Here is a 26,431-nt window from a genome sequence, read left to right as displayed (position 1 = left end):
GCTCATGCCGTCAGGCCGAGTTGCGCCAGGAGACCGGCGACGTCGTAGTAACGCCGCTCATCGACGATCTTGCCATCGCCATCCAACCGAGCGAACCAGGCACCGCCGAACTCGACCTTCCGTCCGGTGGCCGGAATCTCGCCGTCCGGCGTGGCCAGCGGTCCGTTGTGAGTGCCCGTGACGGAGATCTCACACGCGAGGATGTCTCCGTGCTCCATCACCGTTCTGACCGTTTGGTGGATGTCAGGCAAAGCGCGCATGATGTCATCGAAGTCCTTCTCGACCGCATCCCAGCCTTCGAGCGGCTCCGGGTAGATCGGGTCGGAGACCATGACATCCGACGCGTATCCGGTCGCGAGACCGGCCCGGTCGTGCCGATTGAACGCCTCCACCAACTCGTTGACGAGATCCTCACCGGACATCGCTTTGCTCCTTTCACGCGACCGTGTCGAGAGCGTACGAGCACCCGGCATCGCCTCGCGTCGGGGAAACTGCGCAACTCTGGCAAGCCGGATGGGACATTCTGCGCAGCGCTTCGCCTAGCGGGCCGACCGTCCGTGTGGCTCGGAACTACTCCGAGGCGCCGGGAGCAGCACCCCGCCGAGCGAGGATCCTGGTGGCGTGGTGGCGGGCCGAGCCGTGCGCCTCCTCACGCAAAACCTCGAAACCCTCCGGCAGCCGGGCACTCAGGCCGCCGTGCTCCACGTACCACGCCCGCTCGTGGCGGGCGTCGTCGCCCACGCGGCCGGTGAGTGCCTCCCACCCGACGAGGCCGCCGGGGAGCAGCGCCCGGCAACCGGATCGGAACGCGGCCTCGTCCCAGAAACGCGTGGCCAGCACCAGGGCGAACCGCTCGGGCCCGGCGTCGTAGTGAGTAAGATCAGCCAGGACACAGTCGATGCGCTCGGCCAGATCCCTCCGCTCGGCCTCGGCGGCCAGTTGCGCGAGCGCCACGTCGGAGATGTCGACGGCGACGACGTCCCGGCCGGCGGCGGCGAGCGCGAGGGCGCTTCCCGATGGTCCGCATGCCAGCTCAAGCACCGGTCCCGGCAAGAAGCCGGTCTCCAGGGCGAACACGGCGAGCGGGTGGGGATCGAACACTGGCCTGCGCACCTTGAATCGGGCATTCCACCGAATTCGGTCCGGGTGGTCACGAGCGAGTGGCATGTCGCCACAGTGCCACATCCGCCCAGGCTGCGATCCGCGCACACTCGGTTCCCGGAACAGCCCCGAGCAAGGTCATCTGCTGGTAACGTCGCGGCACGGGAGCCCCTCACGGCGGAGGTGATCGGTGGCACACGTTCTGGTACTGGGCGGAGGATTCGGCGGTTTGGCCGCGGCCCATGAGCTGCGGCGGCGGCTACCCCGCGGCGATGAGGTCACGGTGGTCGCGATGAGCGACAAGTTCTTCGTCGGATTCGCCAAACTATGGGATCTGGCCGGCCTGCGTCCTCTCCTGGACGGCACCAGACCCCTGGAACGGCTGGCGAATCGGGGGATCAACTTCGTCCAGGCGGAGATCACCGGCATAGACCCCGCCGGCCATACCGTGGAGACGACGGCCGGAACACTGACCGGTGACGGCATGATCGTGGCGCTCGGTGCCACCTACCGCCCGGCGAACTCCGCGTTGCTCGGCGACGGCGCGTTCAACCTCTACCACGCGGCCGCTCTACCCGGCATACACGCCGCTCTCGAGGAGATGACCGAAGGGCGGGTGCTCATCAGCATCATGGGCGCGCCCTACCTGTGCCCGCCCGCGCCCTTCGAGGCGACGCTGTTGCTGGAGGAACGGCTGCGCAAGGAAGGCCGGCGGGACAGGATCGACGTGACAGTGTCCACGCCGGCTCCCCTCACCCTGCCCGTCGCCGGGCCGGACGCCAGCCGATACCTGGCCGACCAGCTCGTCGAACGCGGAATCACCGTGCTCACCGAGCACCATGTCGAATCCATCGACCACGCCGCCGGCGTCGTGCGCTTCGACCGAGGCCGCACCGTCGAGTGCGATCTTCTGCTGGCCGTTCCCGCGGCCGCGCCACCTCCGGTGATCGCCGCGAGCCGCCTGGCCGGCGCGGACGGCTGGATCGAGCCCAACAAGCGCACGTTCGCCACCAGCGCGGCTCGTGTCTACGCCGTGGGCGACTGCACCCTCATCCGCACAGCCACGGCACAGCTTCCCAAGGCGGGTGTCTTCGCCGAGGCAGCGGGCCGGATCGCCGCCACGAACCTGGCAGCCGACTTGTACGGCGGAGTTCGGCTGACGTTCGACGGATACGGCTTCTGCTTCCTGGAACTCCCCGGGCAACAGGTCGCCACCGTGACCGGAGACTTCTACGCCAAGCCGCGCCCGGACGTCCGGCTCACCCCGCCTGACACCGCGAGCTTCGCCGCGAAGCAGCAGTGGGAGCAGGATCGTCTCACCGACTGGCTCGACTGAGAGGTCGCCGCTCACCCGGGCGACTACGCCGGTCGGGGCGGCGGCCTACGCCGTGACGTCCAGCTTCCGGATCAGGCCCTCCTGGGCGATCGTCGCCACCAGCCGCCCGTCCTCGGTGAAGACCCGCCCCAGAGCCAGGCCGCGCGCACCGTACGCCGAAGGAGCCACCTGATCGTAAAGGAGCCATTCATCGGCACGGAACGGCCGATGGAACCACATGGTGTGATCGAGCGACGCCAGCTGGGTGTCAGGGGCCCCCACATACGTGCCGTGCGGGACCAGGGCAGCGCCGAGCAACGTGAGGTCGCTGGCGTAGGTCAGGACACATGAATGCAGCGAGGGGTCGTCGGGCAGATGCCCGGACGCCCGGAACCACAATCGCGCCAGTGCCGGATGATCCGGCGACGTCACTCCGCCTCCGGGGCGGGAGTCACCGACGTAGCGGACGTCGAGGGAGGCCCACTCCTGGTCCCACGCCGTTGTCGGTTCCCCGGACACCTGTGCCATCAGATCCCCGAGCCGCGGGCACTCATCGGGCGGCGGCGATGGCGGCATGACGTCCTGATGTTCCAGGCCTTCTTCCGCCGTGTGGAACGATGCTGTCAGATAGAAGATCGGCCTTCCATGCTGACGAGCCACCACCCGGCGCGTGGTGAACGAGCGCCCGTCCCGCACCAGCTCGACGTCGTAGACGATCGGCACGGTGGTGTCGCCCGGCCGGAGAAAGTACGCGTGCAGAGAATGGGCAGTTCGCTCCGCGGGCACCGTACGCAACGCGGCCATCAGCGCCTGACCGGCCACCTGACCGCCGAAGACGCGCTGGAGGCGAGTGCGAGGCTGCCGGCCGCGGAACAGGTTGTCCTCGATGGTCTCGAGGTCCAGGAGCGCGAGGAGGTCATCCAGCGAATCGGGCACCACAGCATGCTCCCACACCGCGGGGAGCCGGCAAGACCGGCGCGGCTACCTGACACGGCCTGGAGTGACGCTGGAGGGCGCGGCCAGGGCCCTGCGCGCACTTGACGAGCCCCTGTGAGACGCTTTTTCCTCACGGGCGCGAGGGCCCGAGGAGCCTACCCGCGGTCCCCCACGCCTCACCCGTACTCGTAGAAGCCGCGTCCCGTCTTGCGGCCGTGGTCACCTGCCTCGACCATCCGACTGAGCAGTTCCGGGGGGAAGAACTTCGCGTCCGCCGTCTCGGCATAGATGTTGCTGGCGGCATGGTGGAGGATGTCGATTCCGGTGAGGTCGGTGGTGGCCAGCGGACCCATGGCGTGGCCGAAACCGAGCTTGCACGCCGTGTCGATGTCCTCAGCCGAGGCCACTCCGGATTCGTGCAGCCGTACGGCTTCCATCACCAGCACGCTGATCAAGCGGGTGGTCACGAACCCGGCGACGTCGTTGTTCACCACGATGCAGGTCTTGCCGGCCTGCTCGGCGAACTCCCGGGCCCGACGGAGGGCGTCGTCGGAGGTGTGCAGGCCGCGCACCAGTTCACACAGGGCCATCATCGGCACCGGTGAGAAGAAATGCGTGCCCACCACCATCTCGGGGCGGTCGGTGGCCGAGGCGATCTTGGTGATTGGGATGGCGCTCGTGTTGGTGGCGAGGACGGTGTCGTCGCCACACAGCCGGTCGAGCTGGCCGAAGAGCTCCCGCTTGATCTCGAGCTTCTCGAAGACGGCCTCGACGACGATCCCCGCGCCGGCCACGGCGTCGAGGTCGGTGGTGGCGGTGATCCGGTCCAGGGTCGCCTGCCGGTCTTCCTCGGACAGTCTGCCCTTGGCGGCGAACTTGGCGGTGCTCTGTTCGATCGAGGCGACACCGCGCGCGAGTGCGGCGTCCGAGACGTCACGAAGAACGACGTCGAACCCAGCCTGCGCCGCCACCTGCGCGATTCCCGCGCCCATGAGTCCCGCCCCGACAACCGCCACGTTCCTCGTCATGGTGTACCTCCTTGTCAGCTCCGACGGACAGTAGTCCCTGCACTATCCCGCTCCGCGGCGGCGATGTGCGGCGAGACCCGCTGCTCCCACCAGCGAGCCACCGCGCAGACGAGTACCACGTACATCCACCCGGCCACGATGTCGACCACATAATGCTCGCCGCCATACGCCAGCGTGAACGCCATCGCGAGCGGGAAGAGGATAAGGATCGCACGCACCAGCACGCCGGTGGCGCTGGCCAGTTTGTTCCCGCGCAACCGCGCTGCCAGCGGCCACAACGCCACCACGACAAGCAGGGAGAACGCGGCATGCAACGAGGGCAGGGCCGCGACCGGGTTGCTCTCGGCCTGGGCGTCCTTGAGCCACACCTCGGCGAACGACAGGCCCAGCTCCCACCATCCCCGAGTGGAGATGCGAGCTACCTCGCCGTCGATCATGCCTTCCCGGGCAGCGAACCACGGCGGGGCGGCGGGAATCAGGATGTACGTGAGCAGCCCGGCGTAGGTGAGCAGGAGCACCCGCCTGATGTAACGAACCCACATCGGCCGGGAGACGAAATAGAAGATCGCGGCGATGGCCCAGGGCAGCACGAAATGGGTGAAGTAGACGATCGCGACGCCCACTTCCCACCACTGCACCTGCGTCGCGTCGTACAACCGGTCCTGCAGCCACACCGTGGGCACATTGCCGCCGAACAACGTGCGCTCGGCATCGACCAGCTCGCCGACGCGCACCGTCATACCCAGCGTGTCGGCGATTCCACGGGTGTGGTCGTAGAGGACCAGCGCGGCCAGCAAGGGCAGCCAGTCGACGAAGACCCGGACGTGCTGCCGCCACGTTCGGCCCAGCCCGGCGGCGAGGATGCCGGCGATGATCCATACGGTCTGGCCGATCCGATCGATCGGCACGCCCTCGGTTACGCAGAACCAAGCCAGCACGACGACATACGCGCCGAAGCCCAGCCGGCCGGGCGTCAGCCAGTCCGGCGCCACCTTGGCGACCGGCGCCAGGGGGCCTTTCCACCGCGACGGGATGTCGGCCGGCGACGGATCATCTCCCGCCACGTCGGTGCGCGTCACGTGGCCGGCCGAGCGCTCATCCGGCGTTACCTCGCCATCAGTTGTCGAACCGATCCGGGTCCGGTTCACGCGTGACGTCCGCGCCCAGCCGGCTCAGCTGGCCGACGAAGTCCGGATAGCCACGGTCGATGTGATGCACAGCTGACACCAAGGTCTCACCCTCGGCCACGAGGCCGGCCAGCACCAGACCGGCGCCGGCCCGGATGTCGGTTGCCACCACGGGAGCGCCGGAGAGCTTCTCCCTACCACGCACTACCGCGTGATGGCCGTCGATTCTCACTTCGGCCCCCAGTCTGGCCAGCTCGTTCACGAACATGAAGCGGGCTTCGTACACGTTCTCGGTGATCATAGCCGTGCCCTGGGCGACTGCGTTGAGCGCCACCACCATCGGCTGAAGGTCCGTGGGAAATCCCGGATAGGGCAAGGTCACGACGTCGATGGCACGCGGCCGCCCGGACATCGCCACCCGGAGTCCGTCCGGCCCGGGCTCGACGACGGCCCCGGCCGTGGACAGCTTGTCCAGAACAAGCTCCAAGTGCTCGGCACGGCCGTTGGTCACCGTGATGTCTCCGCGGGTCATGGCCGCCGCGACCGCCCACGTCCCGGTGACGATCCGGTCCGGAACCGTGACGTGCTCAGTAGGCCGGAGGCTCTCGACGCCATGGACATACAGCGTCGACGTACCGATGCCCTCGATCTGAGCACCCATGTCACGCAGCATGTGACAGATGTCGGCGATCTCCGGTTCGCGGGCGACGTTGTCGATCACCGTCTCACCCTCGGCAAGCACCGCTGCCATCAGAATGTTCTCAGTGGCGCCGACGCTCGGGAAATCCAGCCCGATCATCGCCCCTTTGAGCCCGTGGGGCGCCCGGGCGACCACGAAACCATGCTCGACGTTCACCTCGGCACCCAGGCGCTGCAGGCCGGCAATGTGCATGTCCAGCCCGCGGGAGCCGATCGCGTCACCACCGGGCAGTGCTACGTCTGCAGCGCCGCACCGGGCCAGCAGCGGTCCCAGAACGCAGATCGATGCCCGCAGCCGCCGCACGAGCTCGTACGGGGCCTCGTGCGCCAGCTTTTCCGGGACGTCGACGGTGATGGTGCCGTCGGCCCGGCTCACGTGCGCACCCAGCCGGGTGAGAAGTTCGCCCATGTAATCCACGTCAGTGATCGCCGGCACGTCGTGCAATGTGCTCGCACCCTCGGCCAGCAATGTCGCCGCCATCAGCTTGAGCGCGCTGTTCTTCGCCCCGCTGACGTGAACTGACCCGCGCAGCGAGGCGCCGCCTATCACTCGAAGTCTTTCCACTGTTGGTGTCTCCTGATTCACCGACTTCTCGTGGCACTGGTGGACCGCCCTAGCGGACCAGGTGCCCCCCAGGTGGCGCGGCTTCGAGCCAGGCGAGGAAGGCAGTCGATGCGGGCTCGGTCATGGACACCTCTACGGTAGTGGGGCCGACCACACATCCGAGCACGACATGACCGGCAGGCAGCTCAAAATCTTCTTCGGCGTCCGGAAGCCGGCGACTGCTCACACCGAGCTCCAATCGCTGAAAGGTGCGCTTCGGGCGTGGAGCGAAGCTGAACGTGCGAAACCACTCCAGCCGTTCGCCCCGGTACCGGCCGATGCCGAAAACCCAACCACCAGCCCAGCCTTCGTGACTGCCGACCCGCATGCACATGTCGAACCCGCCCTCGCGTTGCAGGACGCTTCGGCGCAGGTAGAGAACGACCAGGGCGACGGCAACCAGCACTGCAAGCGCGATCAGCACCACCGCTACCCACGTGAACAGCGCCACCAATCACCCCCGATGTGCCCGGCCGGCCGAGCTATCTGGCTCCGGCCACCTGGAGCCGGGCTTGCGCCCACCGAGCCGCCGCCTGATCATCGCCGGCGGCTTCGAGTTCCTTCTCCACACTAGCCGGATCGATGTCTTCGGCAAGTTGGGCCGACTCCGCCAGAACGGCCACGTGGTTCTCCGACACCGAGAGGAAGCCGCGATCCACCGCCGCGACCACCGCACCGCCGTCGTCGGTGCGCACCGTGACGGGCCCGGTGACCAGCAGGCCGAGCACCGGCTCGTGCCCGGCCATGATGCCGATCTCACCCTCGGTGGTCTTGGCCACCACGATGTTGGCCGTACCCGACCACACCTGGTGATCAGCCGCGACCACCTCGACGTTGAGCTCTCCTGCCACGCTCATTCCTTCCGTTTACCCGAGCCGCGCACCGCTGAACCATGTCGCACAACGCCTAGCTGATCTACGACGCGAGCGTCTTGGCCCGCTTCTCGGCGTCCTCGATGTTGCCGACGAAGCTGAACGCCTGCTCGGGCAGGTGGTCGTACTCACCCTTGCAGATGGCGTCGAACGACTCCAGCGTCTCCTTGAGAGGCACGAACACACCCGGTTGCCCGGTGAAGGCCTCGGCCACGAACATGTTCTGCGACAGGAAACGCTGCAGCCGACGAGCCCGGTTCACGGTGATCTTGTCCTCTTCGGACAGCTCGTCGATACCCATGATGGCGATGATGTCCTGCAGATCCTTGTACTTCTGCAGGATCTCCTTCACCCGGCTGGCGATCCGGTAGTGCTCTTCGCCGATGATCGCCGGGTCCAGGATCCGGCTGGACGAGTCCAGCGGGTCCACGGCCGGGTAGATACCCAACTGGGAAATCGGCCGGGACAAGACGGTGCGCGCGTCGAGATGGGCGAACGCCGTGTGTGGCGCGGGGTCCGTGATGTCGTCTGCGGGCACGTAGATGGCCTGCATCGAGGTGATGGAGTGCCCACGCGTCGAGGTGATGCGCTCCTGCAACTCGCCCATCTCGTCCGCCAGGGTCGGCTGGTAGCCCACGGCGGAGGGCATCCGGCCCAGCAGGGTGGAGACCTCCGAGCCGGCCTGAGTGAATCGGAAGATGTTGTCGATGAACAGCAGCACGTCCTGCTTCTGCACGTCGCGGAAGTACTCCGCCATGGTCAGCGCGGACAGCGCCACCCGCATCCTGGTGCCCGGCGGCTCGTCCATCTGGCCGAACACGAGCGCGGTGTCCTTGAGCACGTTGGCCTCGGCCATCTCGACCCAGAGGTCGTTGCCCTCACGGGTGCGCTCGCCGACACCGGCGAACACCGAAGTGCCGCCGAAGTTGCGGGCTACTCGGGTGATCATCTCCTGGATGAGCACCGTCTTGCCCACACCGGCACCACCGAACAGGCCGATCTTCCCGCCCTGGATGTATGGGGTGAGCAGGTCGAGAACCTTGATGCCGGTCTCCAGCATCTGAGTGCTTCCCTCGAGCTGGTCGAAGCTCGGCGGCTTACGGTGGATGACCCACCGGTCGTCGGCCTTGATCTCCGACGAGTCGACGTCCAGCGCCTCACCGAGCGCGTTGAACACGTGACCCTTCACGCCGTCGCCGACCGGTACGCTGATGCCTGAACCCGTGTCGGTGACCGTGGTGCCGCGCACCAGGCCGTCGGTGGGCTGCATCGAGATCGTCCGCACCAGGCCGTCTCCGATGTGCTGCTCCACCTCGAGCGTCAGCGTCCGGTTGCCGCCCGCCTCGGGGGCCAGCTCGACGTCGACGGTGAGCGCGTTGTACATCTCCGGCATGTGGCCTTCGCCGAACTCGACGTCGACCGTCGGACCGATCACCCGCACCACACGGCCGGTGCCGACCGTGGTGTCCTCAACAGTGGCAGTCATATCTCTTACTCACTCCCTGCGGCGGCCAGCGCGTCCGCGCCGCCGACGATCTCGCTGATCTCCTGGGTGACCTCGGCCTGGCGTGCCGCATTGGCCTGCCTGGTCAGATTCTGCTGTAGTTCTCCCGCGTTGTCCGTTGCCGCCTTCATGGCGCGCCGGCGTGCGGCCCACTCCGACGCCGAGGCGTCGAGCAGGGTGGTGTAGACGAGGTTACCCGCATACTGCGGCAGCAACGCATCGAGCACCTCCTCCGCCGAGGGCTCGAAATCGTAGAGCGGGAACGTCTCGTCCTCGGCCTGGGGCGTGGTGGCGGCCGGCGTCTCGGCCTCGGCCGCCTCGCTCATTCCGCCGGGCGCGCCCGCCTCGATCCGGTGCAGCGGATCCGGCACGTCCTCGACCACGATGGGGAACAGCCGCCGGGCCCGTACCTCCTGGCTGACCATGTTCTTGAAGTGCGTGGACACCACGTGGATCTCGTCGACTCCGCCGTCCTCGGTGGGCGTGTTGATCGCCTCGAGAAGGTCGTCGGCGATCCGGCGGGCGTCGGCGTAAGACGGCTTGCCGGTGATGTCTACGTACTCGCCGAACATCTCGCGGCCCCGGAAGCGGAACCAGTTGGCGCCCTTCTTGCCCACGACGTACGGCCGCACCTCCTGCCCCTGTTCGCGCAGGAGACCCGTGAGCGCCTCGGCCTGCCGGATGACGTTCGCCGAGTAGGCGCCCGCGAAACCGCGGTCCGAGGTCACCACCAGAACCGCCGAGCGAGTCGGCGTGCCGGTGGCTTCCAGGAGGTGGTGCTCAAGATTCGACCTCGAGGCCGCCGCCTCCAGCGCCCGCACCAGCGCCTGGCTGTACGGCTTGGCGGCGTCCGCGCTCTGCTGAGCCTTGATGATGCGGGACGCGGCGATAAGCTCCTGCGCCTTGGTGATCTTCTTCATCGACTCGGTGGAACGGATCCGCCGTCGCAGCTCGCGCAGCTGTGCACCCACTGCTCAGCACCTCCCTTCGGGCCCGGTCGGCATCTCGGGCGTTGTACGCCTGTCCGTCACGTTCGCTTCCTCACTCGCTCGATCCGCAAGACTGCGTGTGACCATCACCCCGGAGGAGCGGCGCTCGTGTCACCGGCCGGGCCGGCAGCTTGATCCACATCCGCCGCCGAGCGACGGCGGCGGCGCAGAGTCACCTGGTCCTCTTCGCCCTCTTCCATCGCCTCGACCGGCTCGTCCTTGACAAGCGGCTGGCCGGACGCCGTCACGAACTGCTGCTTGAACGACGTGACCGCCTCTTCGAGCAGGCCGGCGTCGTCGTCGGAGAGCTGTCCGGTGCCGGCGATCGACTCCAGGATCGCCGAGTGCTCCCGGGACACGTAGTCGAGGAATTCGGACTCGAAGCGTCGAATGTCTTCAACCGGCACCTCGTCCAGCTGGCCGCTGGTTCCCGCCCAGATCGAGACGACCTGACGTTCGGCAGACATCGGCGCGCCCTGCGGCTGCTTGAGCAGTTCGGTGATCCGCTCACCACGGTCCAGCTGCGCCCGGCTCGCCGGGTCGAGGTCGGAGGCAAAAGCCGCGAAGGCCTTCAGCTCGTTGTACTGCGCCAGGTCCAGACGCAGCGTGCCGGAGACCTTGCGCATCGCCTTGATCTGCGCGGAACCGCCGACTCGCGAGACGGAGATACCGACGTTGACCGCCGGGCGGATGCCCGAGTGGAACAGGTCGGACTCCAGGAAGCACTGGCCGTCGGTGATAGAGATGACGTTGGTGGGAATGAACGCCGAGACGTCGTTGGCCTTCGTCTCGATGATCGGCAGGCCGGTCATCGACCCGCCGCCGAGCTCGTCGGAGAGCTTCGCGCACCGCTCGAGCAGCCGGGAGTGCAGATAGAACACGTCACCGGGGTACGCCTCACGGCCCGGCGGGCGGCGCAGCAGCAGCGACACCGCGCGGTACGCCTCGGCCTGCTTGGTGAGGTCGTCGAAGATGATCAGCACGTGGTAGCCCTGGTACATCCAGTGCTGGCCGATGGCCGAACCGGTGTACGGCGACAGGTACTTGAAGCCTGCGGCGTCGGAGGCCGGGGCAGCGACGATGGTGGTGTACTCGAGCGCGCCGGCCTCTTCGAGCTCCTGGCGCACACCGGCGATGGTGGAGCCCTTCTGCCCGGTGGCCACGTAGATGCAGCGGACCTGCTTCTTCGGGTCGCCGCTGCGCCAGTTCTCGCGCTGGTTCAAGATGGTGTCGACGGCGATGGTGGTCTTACCCGTCTGCCGGTCACCGATGATGAGCTGGCGCTGGCCACGGCCGATCGGCGTCATCGAGTCGATCGCCTTGATGCCGGTCTGCAGCGGTTCCTTCACGCTCTGCCGGTTGATCACCGACGGGGCCTGGAGCTCCAGCGCGCGGCGTGTCTCGGCGTCGATCTCGCCCAGCCCGTCGAGCGGGTTGCCGAGGGGATCGACGGTGCGGCCCAGGAAGGCGTCACCGACGGGCACCGACAGCACCTCGCCGGTGCGCCGGACCGTCTGGCCCTCTTCGATGCCGGCGAAGTCGCCCAGCACCACCACACCGATCTCGCGTACGTCCAGGTTCAGGGCCAGGCCGAGCGTGCCGTTCTCGAACTCCAGCAGCTCGTTGGCCATCGCCGAGTGCAGTCCCTCGACGTGAGCGATGCCGTCGCCGGCGTCCACAACCCGGCCGACCTCTTCACGAGAGGCCTCCGGCGCGTACGACTGGACGTGTCGCTCGATCGCGTCCCGGATCTCTTCCGGCCGGATCGTCAGCTCCGCCATCTTTGGTCCCTACTCTTTCGTCCTCGAAACTCGTGAACTGTGCTGTCTAAGGGTCGCATCTACGCACCCGAGAACTTACGGCGCGCCTGCTCGAGCCGGTGCGACACGCTGCCGTCGATGACCTCGTCGCCGATCCGGACCCGCACACCGCCCAGCAACTCGGGGTCGATCTCAACCTGCAGATCGACGTCGCGGCGGTAGATACGCGCCAGGGCGGCGGTCAAGCGGCTTTCCTGCTCGGCACTCAGCGCCGCGGCGACCGTGACCTTGGCCAGGAGACGCTCGCGCCGTCGCGCCGACTGCTCGACCAGGCTTTCCAGCGCCTCGGTCAGCCTGCGTCCGCGCGGGTTCTCCACGACGTGCCGGATCAGGGCGGCCGTGGTCTCGTCGACCTTGCCACTGAGCAGACCGTCCAGAAGGTCGGCCTTGGCTGGTGTGTCGACGGCGGGGTCGGACAGTGCCTGCCGCAACGGCTCGTCGGCCGCGACCAGCCGGTCCACCCGGAACAGCTCGTCCTCAACCGCATCCAGGCGGCCGGCACGTTCGGCATCGAGCAGAGCCGCCTCGAAGCCGAGTCCTTCGACGGCGTCGACCAGGTCGACGCTGCTGTTCCAGCGCCGTCCGACCGCGTCGGAGACGACCTCCAGAGCCGCGGCCGAGATCTTGCCCTCGAAGACCGAACGAGCCAGCGCCGTGCGGGCCGCGACCTCCGTACCGGAGTCCGACAAGGCGTTACGCAGCGCTGATGTTCCCGCGAGCACCCTGGAGACCGAGAGCAGTTCGCCGGCGAGGGTCGCGTCCGCGGCCGCCCGCTCGGCAAGTGCTTCGCGTGCGGCATCGAACGACGTCCGGCTGGAGCCCAGCATCAGCGTGTCTCCTGTCCTTCCGGGGCGACCGTCTCGAGGTCGGCGATGAAGCGGTCGACGGTGGAACTGACCTTCTGCTCGTCCAGCGCCTCGCCGACAATGCGTTCCGCAAGATCGGTGGCAAGCCGTCCGACGTCGCGGGACAACACGGCGCGGACCCGGTCGGCCTCCGCCGTCATCTGCACCTCGGCACGCTCGGTGACCGCTGCGGCCGCCTCCTGCGCCTCGGTGCGAGCCTCGGACACGATCGACTGCCGCTCGGCCTGAGCCTCTGCCCGGATCCGCGCGGCGTCCGAACGTGCCTCGGCGAGCTGCTCACGATACTGCTCGAGCAGCGCGTGCGCCTCGTTGCGCTCGGTCTCCGCCTGCTCGAGCTTCTGCTCGATGCCCTCGCTGCGGGCGTCGAGCGCCTTCTTCATCCCAGGAAGTACGAACTTCCAGAAGATCCAGAAGAGCGCGACGAACATCACCGCGCTCCAGAAGATGTCGTACCACGGCGGGATGAAGAGATCTATGCCCTCAGGCACATCTCCCTCGGCTGCGCGCACCATGTCAGGACTCACGTGAAGAGGAAGCCTGCGACGATGCCCAGCAGCGCCAGGGCCTCGACGAGAGCGATACCGATGAACATGTTGACCCGCAGGATGCCGGTGGCCTCGGGCTGGCGAGCCATACCCTCCAGCGCCTTGCCGATCAGGATGCCCAGGCCGATACCCGGGCCGATCGCAGCAAGGCCATAGCCGATGGCGTTGACGTTGCCGGATACCTCGGCGAGAAGCTCCACGGTGTTTCCCTTTCTTGTGTTGGCGCCACGGCGGACTGCCATGGCGTCGGTTCTGCCGTCAGTGGCTTTCGCTCTCCGCGCCGGCGATGTACAGCGCGGTGAGGAGAGTGAAGATGTACGCCTGCAGGAAGGCGATCAGAATCTCGAATGCGGTGATGAAGAAGCCCATGGCCGCCGCCCCGAGCCCGAACGGCTTCAGCAGCCAATCGGCGTCCAGCAGCAGGTATGTGGCTCCCGAGAAGAACAGAACCAGCATCAGGTGCCCGGCCATCATGTTCGCCAGGAGACGGATGGTCAGCGTCACCGGGCGCAGGATGAACGTGGACAGGAACTCGATCGGAGTCAGCAGCACGTACACCGGCTTCGGCACGCCAGGCGGGAACAGGTTCGACTTCATGTAGGTGCCGAACCCGTGCTTGCGGATCCCTGCCACGTTGAACGTCACCCAGGCGACGACCGCGAGCAGCATGGGTACCGCTACCACGCTGGAACCGGCGAGGTTGAGGAACGGGATGATGCCCGCGATGTTCATCGCCAGGATGAAGAAGAACAACGTGGCGAGATACGGCAGGTACTTCCGCCCGGCCGCGCCCATGATGGTGTCGATGATCTGAACCTGGACGAAGTTCACCGCGATCTCGCCGAGGTTCTGCATGCCCCTCGGAACGATCTTGGGGTTGCGGAAGGCGACGATGAAGAACGTGGCGACCGCCACAGTCATGATCAGCTGGACCAGGTTGACGCGGTTGAACTCGAAGAGGGTTCCTTCGAAGAGGATCGCCGGAGGGAAGAAGTCGACCAGCGAAGGTGCGTGGAAGCCGTCGTCCTCAGCGGCGAGGATGATCGTCGTCGTGAGCGCGCTCAGGGTCTTCTCCGTTGGGATCGAGGCCCGGGGCAGCTTCCCGGCCATACCGTGTATAGATGATGTAGCCCGACAGGACAAATCCGACGACGATACCGATCGGCAGCCCGAACGACACGTCGGCGAGGTTGTCCACCCCGAAGCCGATCAGCCCGTACAGGACCGGCCCGGCGATCAGGGTTCCCATAATGTGCCAGACGATCGATTCCCCGCCTTGGGGCAGGTGTGCCTGGTCCTTCATGAGACGCCCCGACCATACCAAGCCGCAGACAGTGCCGTGTCACACACCCCTGGACTCCCCGTTCCGGGCCGGCGCCGGCTCGTCCGAGGCCTCCGGGGAAGCGTCCGTAGAAGCGGAGCGTTCTGGCACGTCAGCACGTTCTGGCACGTCAACGTAGGGCACCTTGCTGCGCACCACGATCACCAGCTCCGCAGACAGCCAGGCCACGACACCGACCACGAAGGCGATGAAGAAGGCCATCCGGTCGTAGAACTCGGCGTCCGCGATGAGCGCCATGATCACCATCAGCACGATGATCTTGACCAGCCATGCGCCGACCACCACGCCCACGAAGCGGGTGTTGTCGAGCCGCGTGGCCAGGACACCCGTGAGCACGGTGGCCCCGAAGAAGGCGGCGGGCACCGCCAGCCCGAGCAAGATGGCCAAGCCGACCTCGGACCCTCCGAATGCCCACCCGACGACCGTGCCCACGGGAAGGAGGACGGCGAGGCCGAGCCCGGTGAGGGTGAGCACCCGGCGCATCGGCTTCAGGAACGACGCGGCACCGGGGACGGCGCCGGGCGCCGCAGGAGCTGACGCCGGCGGGCCGGATTTCATGCGATTCGATTCGGACACAGTCCAGGAGCCTACGCGCCACGACCGCGCTCCTCCCAAATGATCATGTAAACCATGCCTTCTCGTGCGACACCAGGGCTGCAGGCATGGTGAAGCACGAGAAGGCATGGTTTACATGATCATTTAGGCGACGGGAGTACGACGGCGCAGGAGGCGCCTGGGCCGCCGCGTCGTGAAACCGATCAGCACGAGGACCGCGACCCCCAGCAGCGCGTAGACCGTCCAGTCCCCTACCAGGGCGATGGCCACGACACCGCCGGCGACGAGCGCCGCCCAGACCCACATGATGGCCGCCGCCCGCCCGGCCGAGTGCCCGACCTCGAGGAGCCGATGGTGCAGGTGCTTCTTGTCCGGTGAGTTGAACATGCGCCCCTCCCGCGTACGGCGGACCACGGCCAGCAGCATGTCCAGGAACGGCAGGGCGATGACGGCCGCGGGCAGGATCAGCGGGAGCAGGGCCAGCAGGAAGGTCGACTCCTCCACCTCGTGGCTGGCCGAGCGGCCGGTCAAGGTGATCGAACCCGCCGCCAGCAGCAGGCCGAGCAGCATGGCGCCTGAGTCGCCCATGAAGATGCGCGCCGGTGAGATGTTGTGTGGAAGGAACCCAGCACACATCCCCATGAGAACCACCGCCACCAGCGCCGGCGTGGTCATCCGGGTGTCGCCCTGCTCGACGGCGAGAAGGTACGCGTAGGAGAAGAACGCGGCCGCGCCGATTCCCACGACGCCGGCCGCCAATCCGTCCAGGCCGTCGATGAAGTTGACCGCGTTGGCGGTGCCGACCACGAGGAGCACGGTCAGGAGCGTGCGCTGCGTGGGGTCGAGGGTGAACACACCGTTGGGCAGCGGCAGCCACAGCAGTTCCACACCCTGCACGACGAGCAACCCGGCCGCCATCATCTGCCCGGCGAACTTCGCCAGCGCGGACAGATCCCAGATATCGTCGGCCGCGCCCACCAGGCAGATGACGATGGCGGCGGTCATCAGCGCCTGGGCGTCTGTCGACTCCTCGAAGACGGTCCGCATCCGCGGCAGATAACTGGCGACGAGCATCGCGCCGAGCAGGCCGGCCAGCATCGCCAAGCCGCCCAGCCGCGGCACCGGCTCCGCGTGCACGTCCCGTTCCCGCGGCGGCGGGATGGCGCCGACCCAGTGCGCGATCCGGCCACACAGCGCCACCATCAGGTAGGTGATGGCGGCCGCCACGAAGAATGTGAGGAGATACTCCCGCACCGCAGGTCAGCGCTTTCTAGCCGGCCGGCATGTCACGCCGGCCCACTAGCGTGCCCGTCACCTGCGGCAGCTTCCTCCGCGGCTTCCGAGTCGACGTCGGCTCGACGGTCCTCGAGCGGCGTCGTCGAACTGTCGGCGAGCTGACCATCGGGCTCGCTACCTGGCTCACTCCCGGGCCCGCCCTCGGCGTCTGTCTCGACATCGTGTGCCTCACCAGCGACGACGTCGTCGCTCGGGACCGCGTCGACGGCGGCTGCGTCCTCGGCAGCCTCGTCGTCCTCGGGCCCGATGATCTCCGGCACCACTTCACGCAGCCGCTCGAGACTGATGGCGCCCGCGCGCACGACCCGCGGTACTTCCTCGGTGACGTCGACGATGGTAGAGGGCACGTCCGCGGCGGTGAACCCACTCTCCAGGTACACCGCGACAGAGTCTCCAAGCTGGTCACGAGCTTGCTTGGCGGAGCGCGCCGGCGGCCGTCCGGACTGGTTGGCGCTGCTGACGCCGAGCGGGCCGGTCTTCTCCAGGAGTTCGAGGGCGACGTCGTCCTCCGGCATGCGAACGACGACGGTGCCGCCGGTATCCCCCAGATTCCAATTCAGTGATGGCTGCTCATGGCAGAGGAGGCTCAGGCCGCCGGGCCAGAACACCGCGGCCAGGGCCTCGGCCGCCTCGTTGGTGACCGCCACACCGGTCCACGCGTCAGCCGAACCGACGAGGACCGGCACCGGCATGTCGGGGCCGCGCCCTTTGGCGGCCAGCAGCTTGGCGATGGCATCGGGCGAGAACGCGTCCGCAGCGATGCCATAGACCGTGTCGGTCGGCAGCACCACGAGGCGCCCCGCCTTGATGGCACGCACGGCCACGCCCATGCCACGGGTCCGCTTGGTTTCGTCCGAGCAGTCATAGAGCAATGCCACGCCGTGTATTTAACCTTGCTGTGCTCCGGTTCACCCAGCCGGGTACACCGGCGGGTGACTCTGAGACCCGCTCCACCGGGTCTGATCGGCGATCATGCGGGGCGGACGTCGCTGAAAGGAAGACGACCCCCGCGGATCACCGGGTCGGCTCAGAGGCACGACGCGCGGTCACGAAGCGGGGCCGGCCGTTGAGATCCTGGTGATCTGCGACGTCAGCCCAGCGGCCGGTGCGGGCGAACACCTCTGGAGCGGCGGTGCCCTGCACGTCGGCATGTTCGGCCACGATCAGGCCCCCGGTACGCAGCAACCGTGCCGCCGCGGACTCCAGCACGCGCATGGCGTCCAGCCCGTCCGGTCCGGACCACAAGGCGGCCGGCGGATCGTGCTCCACCACCTCGGGTTCCCGGATCACGGCGTCGACCGGAACGTACGGCGGATTCGCGACGACGACATCCACGGTGCCGATCAGCATCGACATGCTGCGCTCGACGATTCCGCCCACGTCGTCGCGGTGGACGACGACGGACTGCCCCGCAGCGTTGCGGCGGAGCCATTCGATGGCGTCGTCCTCGGCTTCCACGGCGTGTACCACGCAGGGGCGCACCTCCCGGGCCACCGAGATGGCGATGGCGCCGGAGCCGGAGAACATGTCCACCACCACGGGCACCCGGCCGTCGTCGGCGATCGCCTGCGCCTCGGCGATGGCCGCCCCGGCTGTCAGCTCGGTCTCCGGGCGCGGCACGAAGACGCCGGGCCCCACCTGCAACGTCAGATGCCGGAAATGAGCGCGCCCGGTGATGTGCTGGAGCGGCTCCCGCGCCGCCCGCCGGGCAACGAGAGCGTCGTAGCCGGCCGCGAAGGACACCGGCGGCTCGCCCGCGGTGAGCAGTTGCGATCGTTCGACCCCGAGCACGTGCGCCGCAAGCACCTCCGCGTCGTGGCGCGGTGACGGCACTCCGTGGTCGGTGAGCCGCTGCGTCGCGTCGCGGATGAGGTCACGGACGGCCGTCATGATCCCTCCACAGCGGCACTTCGATGCCACGACGTGCGCATGGGCCGATCCAACGCAATATCCGCCGCACGTCTAGGTATCGACGTGCGGCGCCGGGGCCGGTCATGCCTCTCCCTCCGTGCCCTGCCCGTCCCCGGAGAGCCGCGCATTGGAGTCGGCGTCGACGAGCGCCTGCACCACCGGGTCGAGCTCACCCTCCAGGACAGCGTCGAGGTTATGTGCCTTGAACCCGATCCGGTGGTCGGATATCCGGTTCTCCGGGAAGTTGTAGGTGCGAACCCGCTCGGACCGGTCGACCGTGCGAATCTGGCTCCGCCGGGCGTCAGCGGCCTCCTTGTCGGCCTCCTCCTGCGCCGCGGCCAGCAGGCGCGCGCGCAGCATCCGCATCGCCTGCTCCTTGTTCTGCAGCTGGCTCTTCTCGTTCTGGCAGGAGACGACGATTCCGGTGGCCAGATGCGTGATCCGCACGGCCGAGTCGGTGGTGTTGACGCTCTGTCCGCCAGGGCCGGAGGATCGGAAGACGTCGACCCGGATGTCGTTCGGGCTGATCTCGACCTCGGCTTCATCGTCGGCCTCGGGCAGCACCAGCACCCCGGCCGCCGACGTGTGGATCCGTCCCTGGCTCTCCGTCACCGGAACCCGCTGCACACGGTGCACGCCGCCCTCGAACTTCAGCCTGGCGTAAGGCGCCATGCCTGGCTCCGGGGTGCCACGCGCCTTGACGGCCACGGACACGTCCTTGTAGCCGCCGAGATCGGACTCCTCGGCATCGAGGATCTCGGTCTTCCAGCCGACGCGCTCCGCATAGCGCAGATACATGCGCAGCAGGTCACCGGCGAACAGCGCCGACTCCTCGCCTCCGGCACCCGCCTTGACCTCAAGGATCGCATCCCGCCCGTCGTTGGGGTCACGAGGCAGCAAGAGCATGCGAAGCTCATCGGCAAGGGCGTTCTCCCGGGTGGCGAGCTCCTCGGCTTCCGCGGCGAATGTGGCGTCGTCTGCGGCCAGCTCGAGTGCCGCGCGCCGGTCCTCCCCGGTCTGCAACCACTCCCGGTATGTCTTGACGATGGCCGTGAGCTCGGCATAGCGACGGCCTAGGCGGCGCGCCTGGCCCTGATCGGCGTGCACCGACGGGTCGGCCAGCTTCTGCTCAAGCTCGTCGTACTCGGATTCGAGTGCTTTGACGCCCTCGAACAACGCCGGGTCCTTCCCAGACATGTCAGCCTCCGCATGATCGTCACCGCGTGGGTACCCGTGCTCCGGGTGATCGTCCCCCCGCTGGGTGTTGCCCGGCGCGCCCCCGAACGCGGTGGCGATCGCCTGAGCACAGTCGCGGGTACGGGATAAGACGACAACGCGGGCGCACGCCAATGGCGTGCGCCCGCTGCCGGTAAAGCTACTTGGAGTCCGACTTCTTGCCGTAGCGGGACTCGAACCGCGCGACCCGGCCTCCGCTGTCCAGGATCTTCTGCTTACCCGTGTAGAACGGGTGGCAGCTGGAGCAGACATCGGCGTGGATGACGCCGTTCGGGGCGGTGCTGCGGGTGGTGAACGTGTTCCCGCACGTACACGTCACAGTGGTCTCGACGTACGTCGGGTGAATGTCAGTCTGCATGGGGACTCTCCTGAATCTCTGATTCCCGGGTCGACGCGGCGGGCGCCACACCGTGAACCGGGACCAACCGCTCTAGTATTCCAGCCGATGTCGCCGATCGCCAAACCCACGCCACGTGAGCGCGTGGTCGGGCTCTCGGACATGTTCCGCGCGCACTTTAAGAGCTTGCCGTGGCATGCTTCACCGCCACGGCACGCGACGCGCGCGGAGCATGTCCGAGAGCCCGACCGCATGCCAAGATCTAGTCGTCGTCCTTCGAGCCGTTCCCGCCGATGGTGTGCGTGGACGTCTTCACCGTCATGAGGAACTCGGCGTTGCTCTTGGTCTTCTTCAGCCGGTCGAGGAGCAGCTCGATACCCTGCTGCGAGTCGAGCGCGGAGAGCACCCGGCGCAGCTGCCACATGATGGCCAGCTCTTCCTTCGACACCAGGATCTCTTCGCGGCGCGTGCTGGACGCGTCGATGTCGATGGCCGGGTAGATCCGCTTGTCCGCCAGGTCGCGGCGGAGCCGGAGCTCCATGTTGCCGGTTCCCTTGAACTCCTCGAAGATAACCTCGTCCATCTTCGACCCGGTCTCGATGAGTGCCGTGGCCAGGATGGTGAGAGAGCCGCCGTTCTCGATGTTCCGGGCCGCGCCGAAGAACTTCTTCGGCGGGTAGAGGGCTGCGGAGTCGACACCACCAGAGAGGATACGGCCGCTGGCGGGGGCCGCCAGGTTGTAGGCGCGTCCCAGCCGGGTGATGCCGTCCAGCAGGATGACGACGTCGTGCCCGAGCTCGACGAGCCGCTTGGCTCGTTCGATGGCCAGCTCGGCGACCATGGTGTGGTCTTCGGCCGGCCGGTCGAACGTCGAGGCGATCACCTCGCCCTTGACGGTGCGCTGGAAGTCGGTGACCTCCTCCGGCCGCTCGTCGACGAGCACCACCATGAGGTGTGCTTCCGGGTTGTTGGTGGTCACCGCGTTGGCGAGCGCCTGCATGATGAGCGTCTTACCGGCCTTCGGCGGCGAGACGATCAGACCACGCTGGCCCTTGCCGATGGGCGCGATCAGGTCGATGATCCGGGTGGACATGTTCCCGGCTTCGGTTTCCAGGCGGAGCCGGTCCTGCGGGTACAACGGCGTCAGCTTGGCGAACTCCGGACGCTGCTTCGCGGTGTCCGGGTCGGCGCCGTTGACGGTGTCGACTCGCACGAGGGCGTTGAACTTCTGCTGCTTCTCACCTTCGCGGGGCTGGCGGACCACACCGGTGACGGCGTCACCCTTGCGCAGCCCGTGCCGGCGAACCATGGCGAGCGACACGTAGACGTCGTTGGATCCGGGCAGGTAACCCGACGTCCGCACGAACGCGTAGTTGTCGAGAATGTCGATGATGCCGGCCACCGGGATGAGCACGTCGTCGTCGGTGATCTGCGGCTCGTCGGGACGCTCACGTCCTGCTCCGCCGCCACCGCGCCGATCGCGGTTGCCTCCACGTCCGCGGTCACGGCGACGACGCCTGCCGCGGCTGTCGTCGTCGTCGTCGAACCGGTCGTTGCGGCGACGATCGTTGTCGCCGTCCCGGTCGCGCTCGCTGGTACGGTCCCGGTCACCAGTGCGGTCCCGGTCATTGCCACGGTCCCGGTCACCAGTGCGGTCCCGGTCGTTACCACGGTCACGACGGTTGTCGCCACGCCGTCCCTCAGGACGACGGTCGTCCGGACGACGGTCGCCGGAGCGATCGTCCGACCGGTCGCGCGCCTCGTCCGAAACGGAGCGGTCGCCCTGATCCGAGCCACCGTCACGGTTGGCTCCGCTGTCACGGTTGGCTCCGCTGTCACGGTTGGCTCCGCTGTCACGGCCGGCGCCGCCATCACGGCCGGCTCCGCTGTCACGGTTGGTCGTGTCACCGCGGCCCGAGCCGCCGTCACCGCGGTTGTTTCGCTTGGAATCGTTCTGCCGGCCGGAGGTCTGGGCGTCGGCAGGTGCCGTGACGACCGTGCTGACCTCGACGGGGGCCGCGGACTCGTCGTCGCGGGCGGGCGCGGCCTGCGCCCGGGAGGCGCGGCGCGGCGCACGACGTGCCGGACGCGACTGCTCAGCCGCGACGGTCTCGTCCGTGGGGGCCGGCTCCGTCTCGTTGCCAGCCACCGGCGACGATGCGCTCGGTGTGCCGTTCGCGGACTCGGCGGGGGCCGCCCGGCGGCCCGCCGGCTTGGCCGCGGGAGCGTCGGACTGTGTCGCCTTGATGGCGTCGATCAGCTGCGCCTTGCGCATCCGGCCAGAACCCTTGATGCCCAGCTGGCCAGCTACCTGCTGGAGTTCTGCCAGGACCATGCCCTCCAGACCGGGGGCGCGGCGACGCTGGCGCTTGGCCGCGGTGTCGCCCGCTGCCGAGGGTGCTGCGGTGGTGGAGTCCAGCGCCTCTGTGACGCCGGGAATCTCAGTGTTAGTCACTCAGGGTCCTTCCCTGGGCCAGCACCGGCAAGAACCGCCGGTGCGCCTTGATAACCCCGAGGGCAATCCCCGGGACGCATGAAATGTGCACGCTGTCACTGAATGGTCAACCTCAAGTTAGAACTAGCGCGTGCAAGCCCTGGAAGAGGTTTTCAGATCCACGGCCCGCTGCAGAGATTCCGCTACGCCATGGCTTACCGACCGTGCAGTGCGTCGGTGCGATACCGAGCGTAGCACGCCAACAGCCATTTGACCCAGACGCCACCCCGCCCCAGTTTGCGGCGTGTTGGACGTGTTGTGCCCTCAGCGCACGTCCACGGCCGCACCCATCGCATCCACGGGTAATGCCCGCACATCCCAGCCGGGGGCGAATTCGCTCACACGTGCGGACTCGTCGCCGCTGGCCAGCACGAGGACACTGGGGCCCGCACCGGAGACGACCGCCGCCAGGCCCTGCTGCCTGAGCTGCTGCACCAGGGCGATCGTCTCCGGCATGGCCGGGCGGCGGTACAGCTGGTGGAGGCGGTCGTCGGTGGCGTCGAAGAGCAGCGCCGGGCGGCGCGTCACCGCCTCGACGAGCAATGCGGCCCGCCCGGCGTTGCGTGCGGCGTCGGCGTGCGGCACCGATGCCGGAAGCAGCCCCCGGGCCGCCTCAGTGGCCAGGGAGGCCGCCGGAATGCACACCACCGGGACGATGTCCGGATGGACGTCCATCGCGGCCGCGCGGGCCGTTCCGTCGTCGTCGTTCCAGGCGATGGTGAATCCGCCGAGAAGACATGGGGCCACGTTGTCGGGGTGCCCTTCCAGCCGGGCGGCCAGGTCCAGCAGGTCGTCGTCCTGGACGTCAGAGCCGCAGAGCGCGCGGGCAGCCAGCACACCGCCGACGATCGCCGCCGACGACGACCCCATGCCGCGACCGTGCGGAAGCGCGTTGCGGCAGTGCAGCTCGATGGCCGCGGGCTTGACCCCGAGCTGATCGAAACATGCGCGCATGGACCTGACCACCAGATGCGACTCGTCGAGGGGCACGTCATCGGCACCCGAGCCTTCGACGGTGACGCGCACCTCCAGCCGGCCCCCTGGGACAGGGTGGCTGAGGTCGGCACGCGCATCGATCACGTCGTGCAGCCCGAGTGCCAGGCCCAGCGTGTCGAACCCTGGGCCGAGGTTGGCGCTGGTGGCCGGCACCCGGACGGTAACGGACCGTCTCACCTGCTCAAGCCGAGTGCCTGCGCGGCGGCGGAGGCGTCGGCGGCGATCGCGTAGGGGCGGATCTCGCCGTAGTACGAGCTCGCCGTGTCGACGTCCTTGAGCCCGTGACCGGTGACCGTCACGACGATGCGCCGGCCACGGTCCAGCAGCCCGGTGCGGGCGTAGTGGAGCAGTCCGGCGACACCGGCGGCCGAGGCCGGCTCGACGAACAGGCCTTCCCGGCCGGACAGTTCCTGTTGCGCGGCGAGAATCTGCTCGTCGGTGACGGCGTCGATCAGTCCGCCCGAATCATCTCGGGCGGAGATGGCGAGTTCCCATGAGGCCGGGTTTCCGATCCGGATGGCACTGGCTACGGTCTCCGGCGCGTCGACGGGCACGCCATGGACGAGTGGGGCGGCGCCGGCCGCCTGGAATCCCCACATGGCCGGCCGGCGGGTGGTCACGGCGTCGGCGGCGTATTCGGAATAGCCCATCCAATAGGCCGAGATGTTTCCCGCGTTACCCACCGGCAGGACGTGGACGTCCGGAGCGTCGCCGAGGTCATCGGCTACCTCGAAGGCGGCCGTCTTCTGGCCGGCGAGCCGGTACGGATTCACGGAGTTGACCAGGGCGACGGCGTACTCCTCGGACAGTTCGCGAGCGAGCCTCAGGCAGTCGTCGAAGTTCCCGTCCACCGAGGCGATGACGCCGCCGTGAACGACGGCTTGTGCCAGCTTGGGACCGGCGACCTTACCGTCCGGAACCAGCACGACGGGGCGCATACCGGCGCGCACCGCGTAGGCCGCCATCGACGCACTGGTGTTGCCGGTGGACGCGCAGACCACCGCCTCGGCGCCGTCCTCGGCCGCCTTGGAGATCGCCAGTGTCATCCCGCGGTCTTTGAACGAGCCGGTCGGGTTCACGCCCTCGACCTTGAGGTGCACTTCGCAACCGGTCTGCTCCGACAGCCACGGCGCAGGCACGAGCGGCGTTCCGCCCTCGCGCAGGGTCACCACGGGCGTGGTCCCGGAGACCGGGAGGCGGTCTCGATACTCCTCGATCACGCCACGCCAGAGCCGGGTTCGGGCTTCCACCATTCCACTGGGCACGGCGCCCATTATCCATCCTCCCCGTTGCGTCCTGCAGAGCGAGGGTCCGGACGCACGGTGTGCAGGACGCAAGCGTGCGTGCGGCGAAGGTCAGCCGCCCTCGACGCGCATCACGGACATCACGTCCCGGACGGTGTCCAACCGGCCTAGTCCTGCGACCGTAGCCGTCAACGCCTCGTCGGAAGCCTTGTGGGTGACCACCACCAGCTCGGCGTCGTCGGGACGCTCCGTGCGCTGGCGCACCGTCTCGATCGAGACACCGTGCTCGGCGAAGACGGTAGCGACGGCGGCAAGCACGCCGGGACGGTCGTCCACGTCGAGGCTGATGTGGTAGCGCGTGCTCGTCTGGCCCATCGGGTGCACCCGGCGGTCGGCGTACCAGGACCCGCCCGGGCCGGTCACCCCGCCGATCCGGTTGCGCGCGACGGTCACCAGGTCGCCCAGGATGGCACTGGCCGTAGGCGCGCCGCCGGCGCCCGGACCGTAGAACATGACCTGGCCGGCAGCCTCGGCCTCGACGAAGACGGCGTTGTAGGCGCCGCGGACGCCGGCGAGTGGGTGCGTTCGCGGAATCATCGCCGGGTGAACGCGGACGCCGACGGCGTCGCCGTCGGGCGCGAGCTCACAGATGGCCAGCAGCTTGACGACGGCGCCCATCGCCTTCGCGCTGGCGACGTCCGCGGATGTCACGTCGGTGATGCCCTGCCGATGAACGTCGGACATGGTCACCGGCGAATGAAACGCGATGCTCGCCAGGATCGCGGCCTTCGCCGCGGCGTCGAAGCCCTCGATGTCGGCGGTCGGGTCGGCCTCGGCGTACCCGAGGGACTGAGCCTCCTCCAATGCCTCGGCGAACCCGCTGCCGTACGAGTCCATCTGGTCGAGGATGTAATTGGTGGTGCCGTTGACGATGCCGAGAACCCGGGTGATGTGGTCCCCCGCGAGTGATTCCCGGAGGGGGCGCAGCAGCGGAATGGCGCCCGCGACGGCGGCCTCGTAGTACAGGTCCACGCCGTGCTTGTCCGCCGCGGTGTGCAGGGCGTACCCGTCGTCGGCCATGAGCGCCTTGTTGGCCGTCACCACGGACTTGCCCCGCTCCAGAGCCGAGAGAATCAGCCCGCGGGCAGGCTCGATACCGCCGATTACCTCGACGATCAGGTCGACGTCGTCCCGCTCGACCAGACCCGCGGCATCCGTGGTGAACAGTTCGGGCGAGATTCCGGAGGCAGCGCGGTCACGGCCCGTGCGGCGCACCGCGACGCCGGCCAGCTCCAGCCTCGCGCCGATCCGCGCGGACAAGTCGTCCGATCGCTCCGTCATCTGGCGAGCCACCTCGGACCCGACAACTCCACAGCCGAGGAGCGCAACCCGCAACGTGTTCATTCGCATCCTCCCTTGCCCGTCGGCGCCCAGCGCCGGCAGGTCCGCTGGCCGCTCGGCCACATCAGTTTCCGCGAAACGCGGAGGATCTGGCGCGAAGCGTCCATAATGCGAGACATCTGTCTCACGATACGCGGCCTTGACCGTAGATCCTACGCCCGACCGACTGTACGTTCGCCTGGGGAGATGGTCACCTCGTGACCCGAACCACCT

Annotated in this window: 27 protein-coding genes; 1 reads left to right on the top strand and 26 read right to left on the bottom strand. The window is 68.1% G+C overall.

The window, feature by feature from the left end:
• Nucleotides 1-2: 2 nt before the first annotated feature.
• Together G1H11_RS22825 and G1H11_RS22820 are read right to left on the bottom strand one after the other, a co-directional pair.
• Nucleotides 3-422 (bottom strand): ester cyclase, encoded by a 420-nt coding sequence (locus tag G1H11_RS22825; RefSeq protein WP_163820918.1) that lies wholly within the window; start codon nucleotides 420-422, stop codon nucleotides 3-5.
• Between the two features lie 148 nt (nucleotides 423-570).
• Nucleotides 571-1,167: a class I SAM-dependent methyltransferase gene (locus G1H11_RS22820; RefSeq protein WP_163820917.1), complete on the bottom strand. Its 597-nt coding sequence runs from the start codon at nucleotides 1,165-1,167 to the stop codon at nucleotides 571-573.
• 124 nt (nucleotides 1,168-1,291) lie between these two features.
• Here G1H11_RS22820 and G1H11_RS22815 point away from each other — a divergent pair, with 124 nt between their 5' ends.
• Nucleotides 1,292-2,437: an FAD-dependent oxidoreductase gene (locus G1H11_RS22815; protein ID WP_163820916.1), complete on the top strand. Its 1,146-nt coding sequence runs from the start codon at nucleotides 1,292-1,294 to the stop codon at nucleotides 2,435-2,437.
• A 45-nt stretch (nucleotides 2,438-2,482) separates the two neighbouring features.
• On the opposite strand, the gene G1H11_RS22810 is transcribed toward G1H11_RS22815, so the two are convergent.
• The 24 genes from G1H11_RS22810 to G1H11_RS22695 all read right to left on the bottom strand — a co-directional run bounded on the left by G1H11_RS22810 (nucleotide 2,483) and on the right by G1H11_RS22695 (nucleotide 26,227).
• Nucleotides 2,483-3,352, bottom strand: a complete 870-nt coding sequence (locus G1H11_RS22810; RefSeq protein WP_163820915.1) for an acyl-CoA thioesterase domain-containing protein — start codon at nucleotides 3,350-3,352, stop codon at nucleotides 2,483-2,485.
• A 176-nt stretch (nucleotides 3,353-3,528) separates the two neighbouring features.
• Nucleotides 3,529-4,380 carry a 3-hydroxyacyl-CoA dehydrogenase family protein gene (locus G1H11_RS22805; protein ID WP_163820914.1) on the bottom strand — a complete coding sequence of 284 codons (852 nt, stop codon included), beginning with the start codon at nucleotides 4,378-4,380 and terminating at the stop codon, nucleotides 3,529-3,531.
• A 14-nt stretch (nucleotides 4,381-4,394) separates the two neighbouring features.
• A complete protein-coding gene (locus tag G1H11_RS22800) occupies nucleotides 4,395-5,459 on the bottom strand; it encodes a phosphatase PAP2 family protein (RefSeq protein ID WP_216844048.1) in 1,065 nt (354 codons plus the stop codon).
• Nucleotides 5,460-5,496: 37 nt separating this feature from the next.
• Nucleotides 5,497-6,771, bottom strand: coding sequence for a UDP-N-acetylglucosamine 1-carboxyvinyltransferase (murA, locus tag G1H11_RS22795; protein ID WP_163820913.1), 1,275 nt, complete (start codon nucleotides 6,769-6,771; stop codon nucleotides 5,497-5,499).
• Between the two features lie 49 nt (nucleotides 6,772-6,820).
• The gene (locus G1H11_RS22790) at nucleotides 6,821-7,261 is read right to left on the bottom strand and encodes a DUF2550 domain-containing protein (RefSeq protein WP_216844047.1); all 441 of its coding nucleotides are present in this window, start codon (nucleotides 7,259-7,261) and stop codon (nucleotides 6,821-6,823) included.
• Between the two features lie 31 nt (nucleotides 7,262-7,292).
• Complete coding sequence (locus G1H11_RS22785; RefSeq protein ID WP_163820912.1) at nucleotides 7,293-7,661, bottom strand: F0F1 ATP synthase subunit epsilon; 369 nt, start codon at nucleotides 7,659-7,661, stop codon at nucleotides 7,293-7,295.
• Between the two features lie 64 nt (nucleotides 7,662-7,725).
• A complete protein-coding gene (gene atpD / locus G1H11_RS22780; protein ID WP_163820911.1) occupies nucleotides 7,726-9,168 on the bottom strand; it encodes a F0F1 ATP synthase subunit beta in 1,443 nt (480 codons plus the stop codon).
• A 5-nt stretch (nucleotides 9,169-9,173) separates the two neighbouring features.
• The gene (locus tag G1H11_RS22775) at nucleotides 9,174-10,157 is read right to left on the bottom strand and encodes a F0F1 ATP synthase subunit gamma (RefSeq protein WP_163820910.1); all 984 of its coding nucleotides are present in this window, start codon (nucleotides 10,155-10,157) and stop codon (nucleotides 9,174-9,176) included.
• 104 nt (nucleotides 10,158-10,261) lie between these two features.
• A complete protein-coding gene (gene atpA / locus G1H11_RS22770) occupies nucleotides 10,262-11,956 on the bottom strand; it encodes a F0F1 ATP synthase subunit alpha (protein ID WP_163820909.1) in 1,695 nt (564 codons plus the stop codon).
• A 59-nt stretch (nucleotides 11,957-12,015) separates the two neighbouring features.
• Nucleotides 12,016-12,822 carry a F0F1 ATP synthase subunit delta gene (locus tag G1H11_RS22765; RefSeq protein ID WP_163820908.1) on the bottom strand — a complete coding sequence of 269 codons (807 nt, stop codon included), beginning with the start codon at nucleotides 12,820-12,822 and terminating at the stop codon, nucleotides 12,016-12,018.
• Nucleotides 12,822-13,385 (bottom strand): F0F1 ATP synthase subunit B, encoded by a 564-nt coding sequence (locus tag G1H11_RS22760; protein WP_216844046.1) that lies wholly within the window; start codon nucleotides 13,383-13,385, stop codon nucleotides 12,822-12,824. Before G1H11_RS22760 ends, G1H11_RS22765 begins: the two co-directional genes overlap by 1 nt.
• The gene (gene atpE, locus G1H11_RS22755; RefSeq protein ID WP_163820907.1) at nucleotides 13,382-13,648 is read right to left on the bottom strand and encodes a F0F1 ATP synthase subunit C; all 267 of its coding nucleotides are present in this window, start codon (nucleotides 13,646-13,648) and stop codon (nucleotides 13,382-13,384) included. The genes G1H11_RS22760 and atpE overlap by 4 nt, the downstream gene beginning before the upstream one ends.
• Before the next feature lie 16 nt (nucleotides 13,649-13,664).
• The gene (gene atpB / locus G1H11_RS22750) at nucleotides 13,665-14,516 is read right to left on the bottom strand and encodes a F0F1 ATP synthase subunit A (RefSeq protein ID WP_163820906.1); all 852 of its coding nucleotides are present in this window, start codon (nucleotides 14,514-14,516) and stop codon (nucleotides 13,665-13,667) included.
• Nucleotides 14,434-14,709 carry a hypothetical protein gene (locus G1H11_RS22745; protein ID WP_163820905.1) on the bottom strand — a complete coding sequence of 92 codons (276 nt, stop codon included), beginning with the start codon at nucleotides 14,707-14,709 and terminating at the stop codon, nucleotides 14,434-14,436. The genes atpB and G1H11_RS22745 overlap by 83 nt, the downstream gene beginning before the upstream one ends.
• A gap of 39 nt (nucleotides 14,710-14,748) precedes the next feature.
• Nucleotides 14,749-15,324: a Cg1360 family ATP-synthase-associated protein gene (locus tag G1H11_RS22740; protein WP_163820904.1), complete on the bottom strand. Its 576-nt coding sequence runs from the start codon at nucleotides 15,322-15,324 to the stop codon at nucleotides 14,749-14,751.
• A gap of 123 nt (nucleotides 15,325-15,447) precedes the next feature.
• The gene (locus G1H11_RS22735; protein WP_163820903.1) at nucleotides 15,448-16,557 is read right to left on the bottom strand and encodes an MraY family glycosyltransferase; all 1,110 of its coding nucleotides are present in this window, start codon (nucleotides 16,555-16,557) and stop codon (nucleotides 15,448-15,450) included.
• Between the two features lie 32 nt (nucleotides 16,558-16,589).
• A complete protein-coding gene (locus G1H11_RS22730; RefSeq protein WP_163820902.1) occupies nucleotides 16,590-17,477 on the bottom strand; it encodes an L-threonylcarbamoyladenylate synthase in 888 nt (295 codons plus the stop codon).
• 136 nt (nucleotides 17,478-17,613) lie between these two features.
• On the bottom strand, nucleotides 17,614-18,489 hold the full coding sequence (gene prmC / locus G1H11_RS22725) for a peptide chain release factor N(5)-glutamine methyltransferase (RefSeq protein ID WP_163820901.1): 876 nt from the start codon (nucleotides 18,487-18,489) through the stop codon (nucleotides 17,614-17,616).
• A gap of 102 nt (nucleotides 18,490-18,591) precedes the next feature.
• On the bottom strand, nucleotides 18,592-19,686 hold the full coding sequence (gene prfA, locus G1H11_RS22720) for a peptide chain release factor 1 (RefSeq protein WP_163820939.1): 1,095 nt from the start codon (nucleotides 19,684-19,686) through the stop codon (nucleotides 18,592-18,594).
• A 199-nt stretch (nucleotides 19,687-19,885) separates the two neighbouring features.
• Entirely contained in the window at nucleotides 19,886-20,104 is a 219-nt protein-coding gene (gene rpmE / locus G1H11_RS22715) for a 50S ribosomal protein L31 (protein WP_163820900.1), read from the bottom strand.
• Nucleotides 20,105-20,345: 241 nt separating this feature from the next.
• Nucleotides 20,346-22,418, bottom strand: a complete 2,073-nt coding sequence (gene rho / locus G1H11_RS22710; protein WP_246211742.1) for a transcription termination factor Rho — start codon at nucleotides 22,416-22,418, stop codon at nucleotides 20,346-20,348.
• Nucleotides 22,419-22,841: 423 nt separating this feature from the next.
• Nucleotides 22,842-23,750, bottom strand: coding sequence for a homoserine kinase (gene thrB, locus G1H11_RS22705; RefSeq protein ID WP_163820899.1), 909 nt, complete (start codon nucleotides 23,748-23,750; stop codon nucleotides 22,842-22,844).
• Nucleotides 23,747-24,847, bottom strand: coding sequence for a threonine synthase (thrC, locus tag G1H11_RS22700; protein ID WP_163820898.1), 1,101 nt, complete (start codon nucleotides 24,845-24,847; stop codon nucleotides 23,747-23,749). The genes thrB and thrC overlap by 4 nt, the downstream gene beginning before the upstream one ends.
• A gap of 81 nt (nucleotides 24,848-24,928) precedes the next feature.
• Nucleotides 24,929-26,227 carry a homoserine dehydrogenase gene (locus tag G1H11_RS22695; RefSeq protein WP_163820937.1) on the bottom strand — a complete coding sequence of 433 codons (1,299 nt, stop codon included), beginning with the start codon at nucleotides 26,225-26,227 and terminating at the stop codon, nucleotides 24,929-24,931.
• Nucleotides 26,228-26,431 lie beyond the last annotated feature (204 nt).

This window comes from Phytoactinopolyspora alkaliphila (genome assembly GCF_010550695.1).
Taxonomy (GTDB): domain Bacteria; phylum Actinomycetota; class Actinomycetes; order Jiangellales; family Jiangellaceae; genus Phytoactinopolyspora; species Phytoactinopolyspora alkaliphila.
The sequence above is the reverse complement of the archived record's forward strand: the minus strand, read 5'-3'. Positions and strand labels throughout refer to the sequence as shown.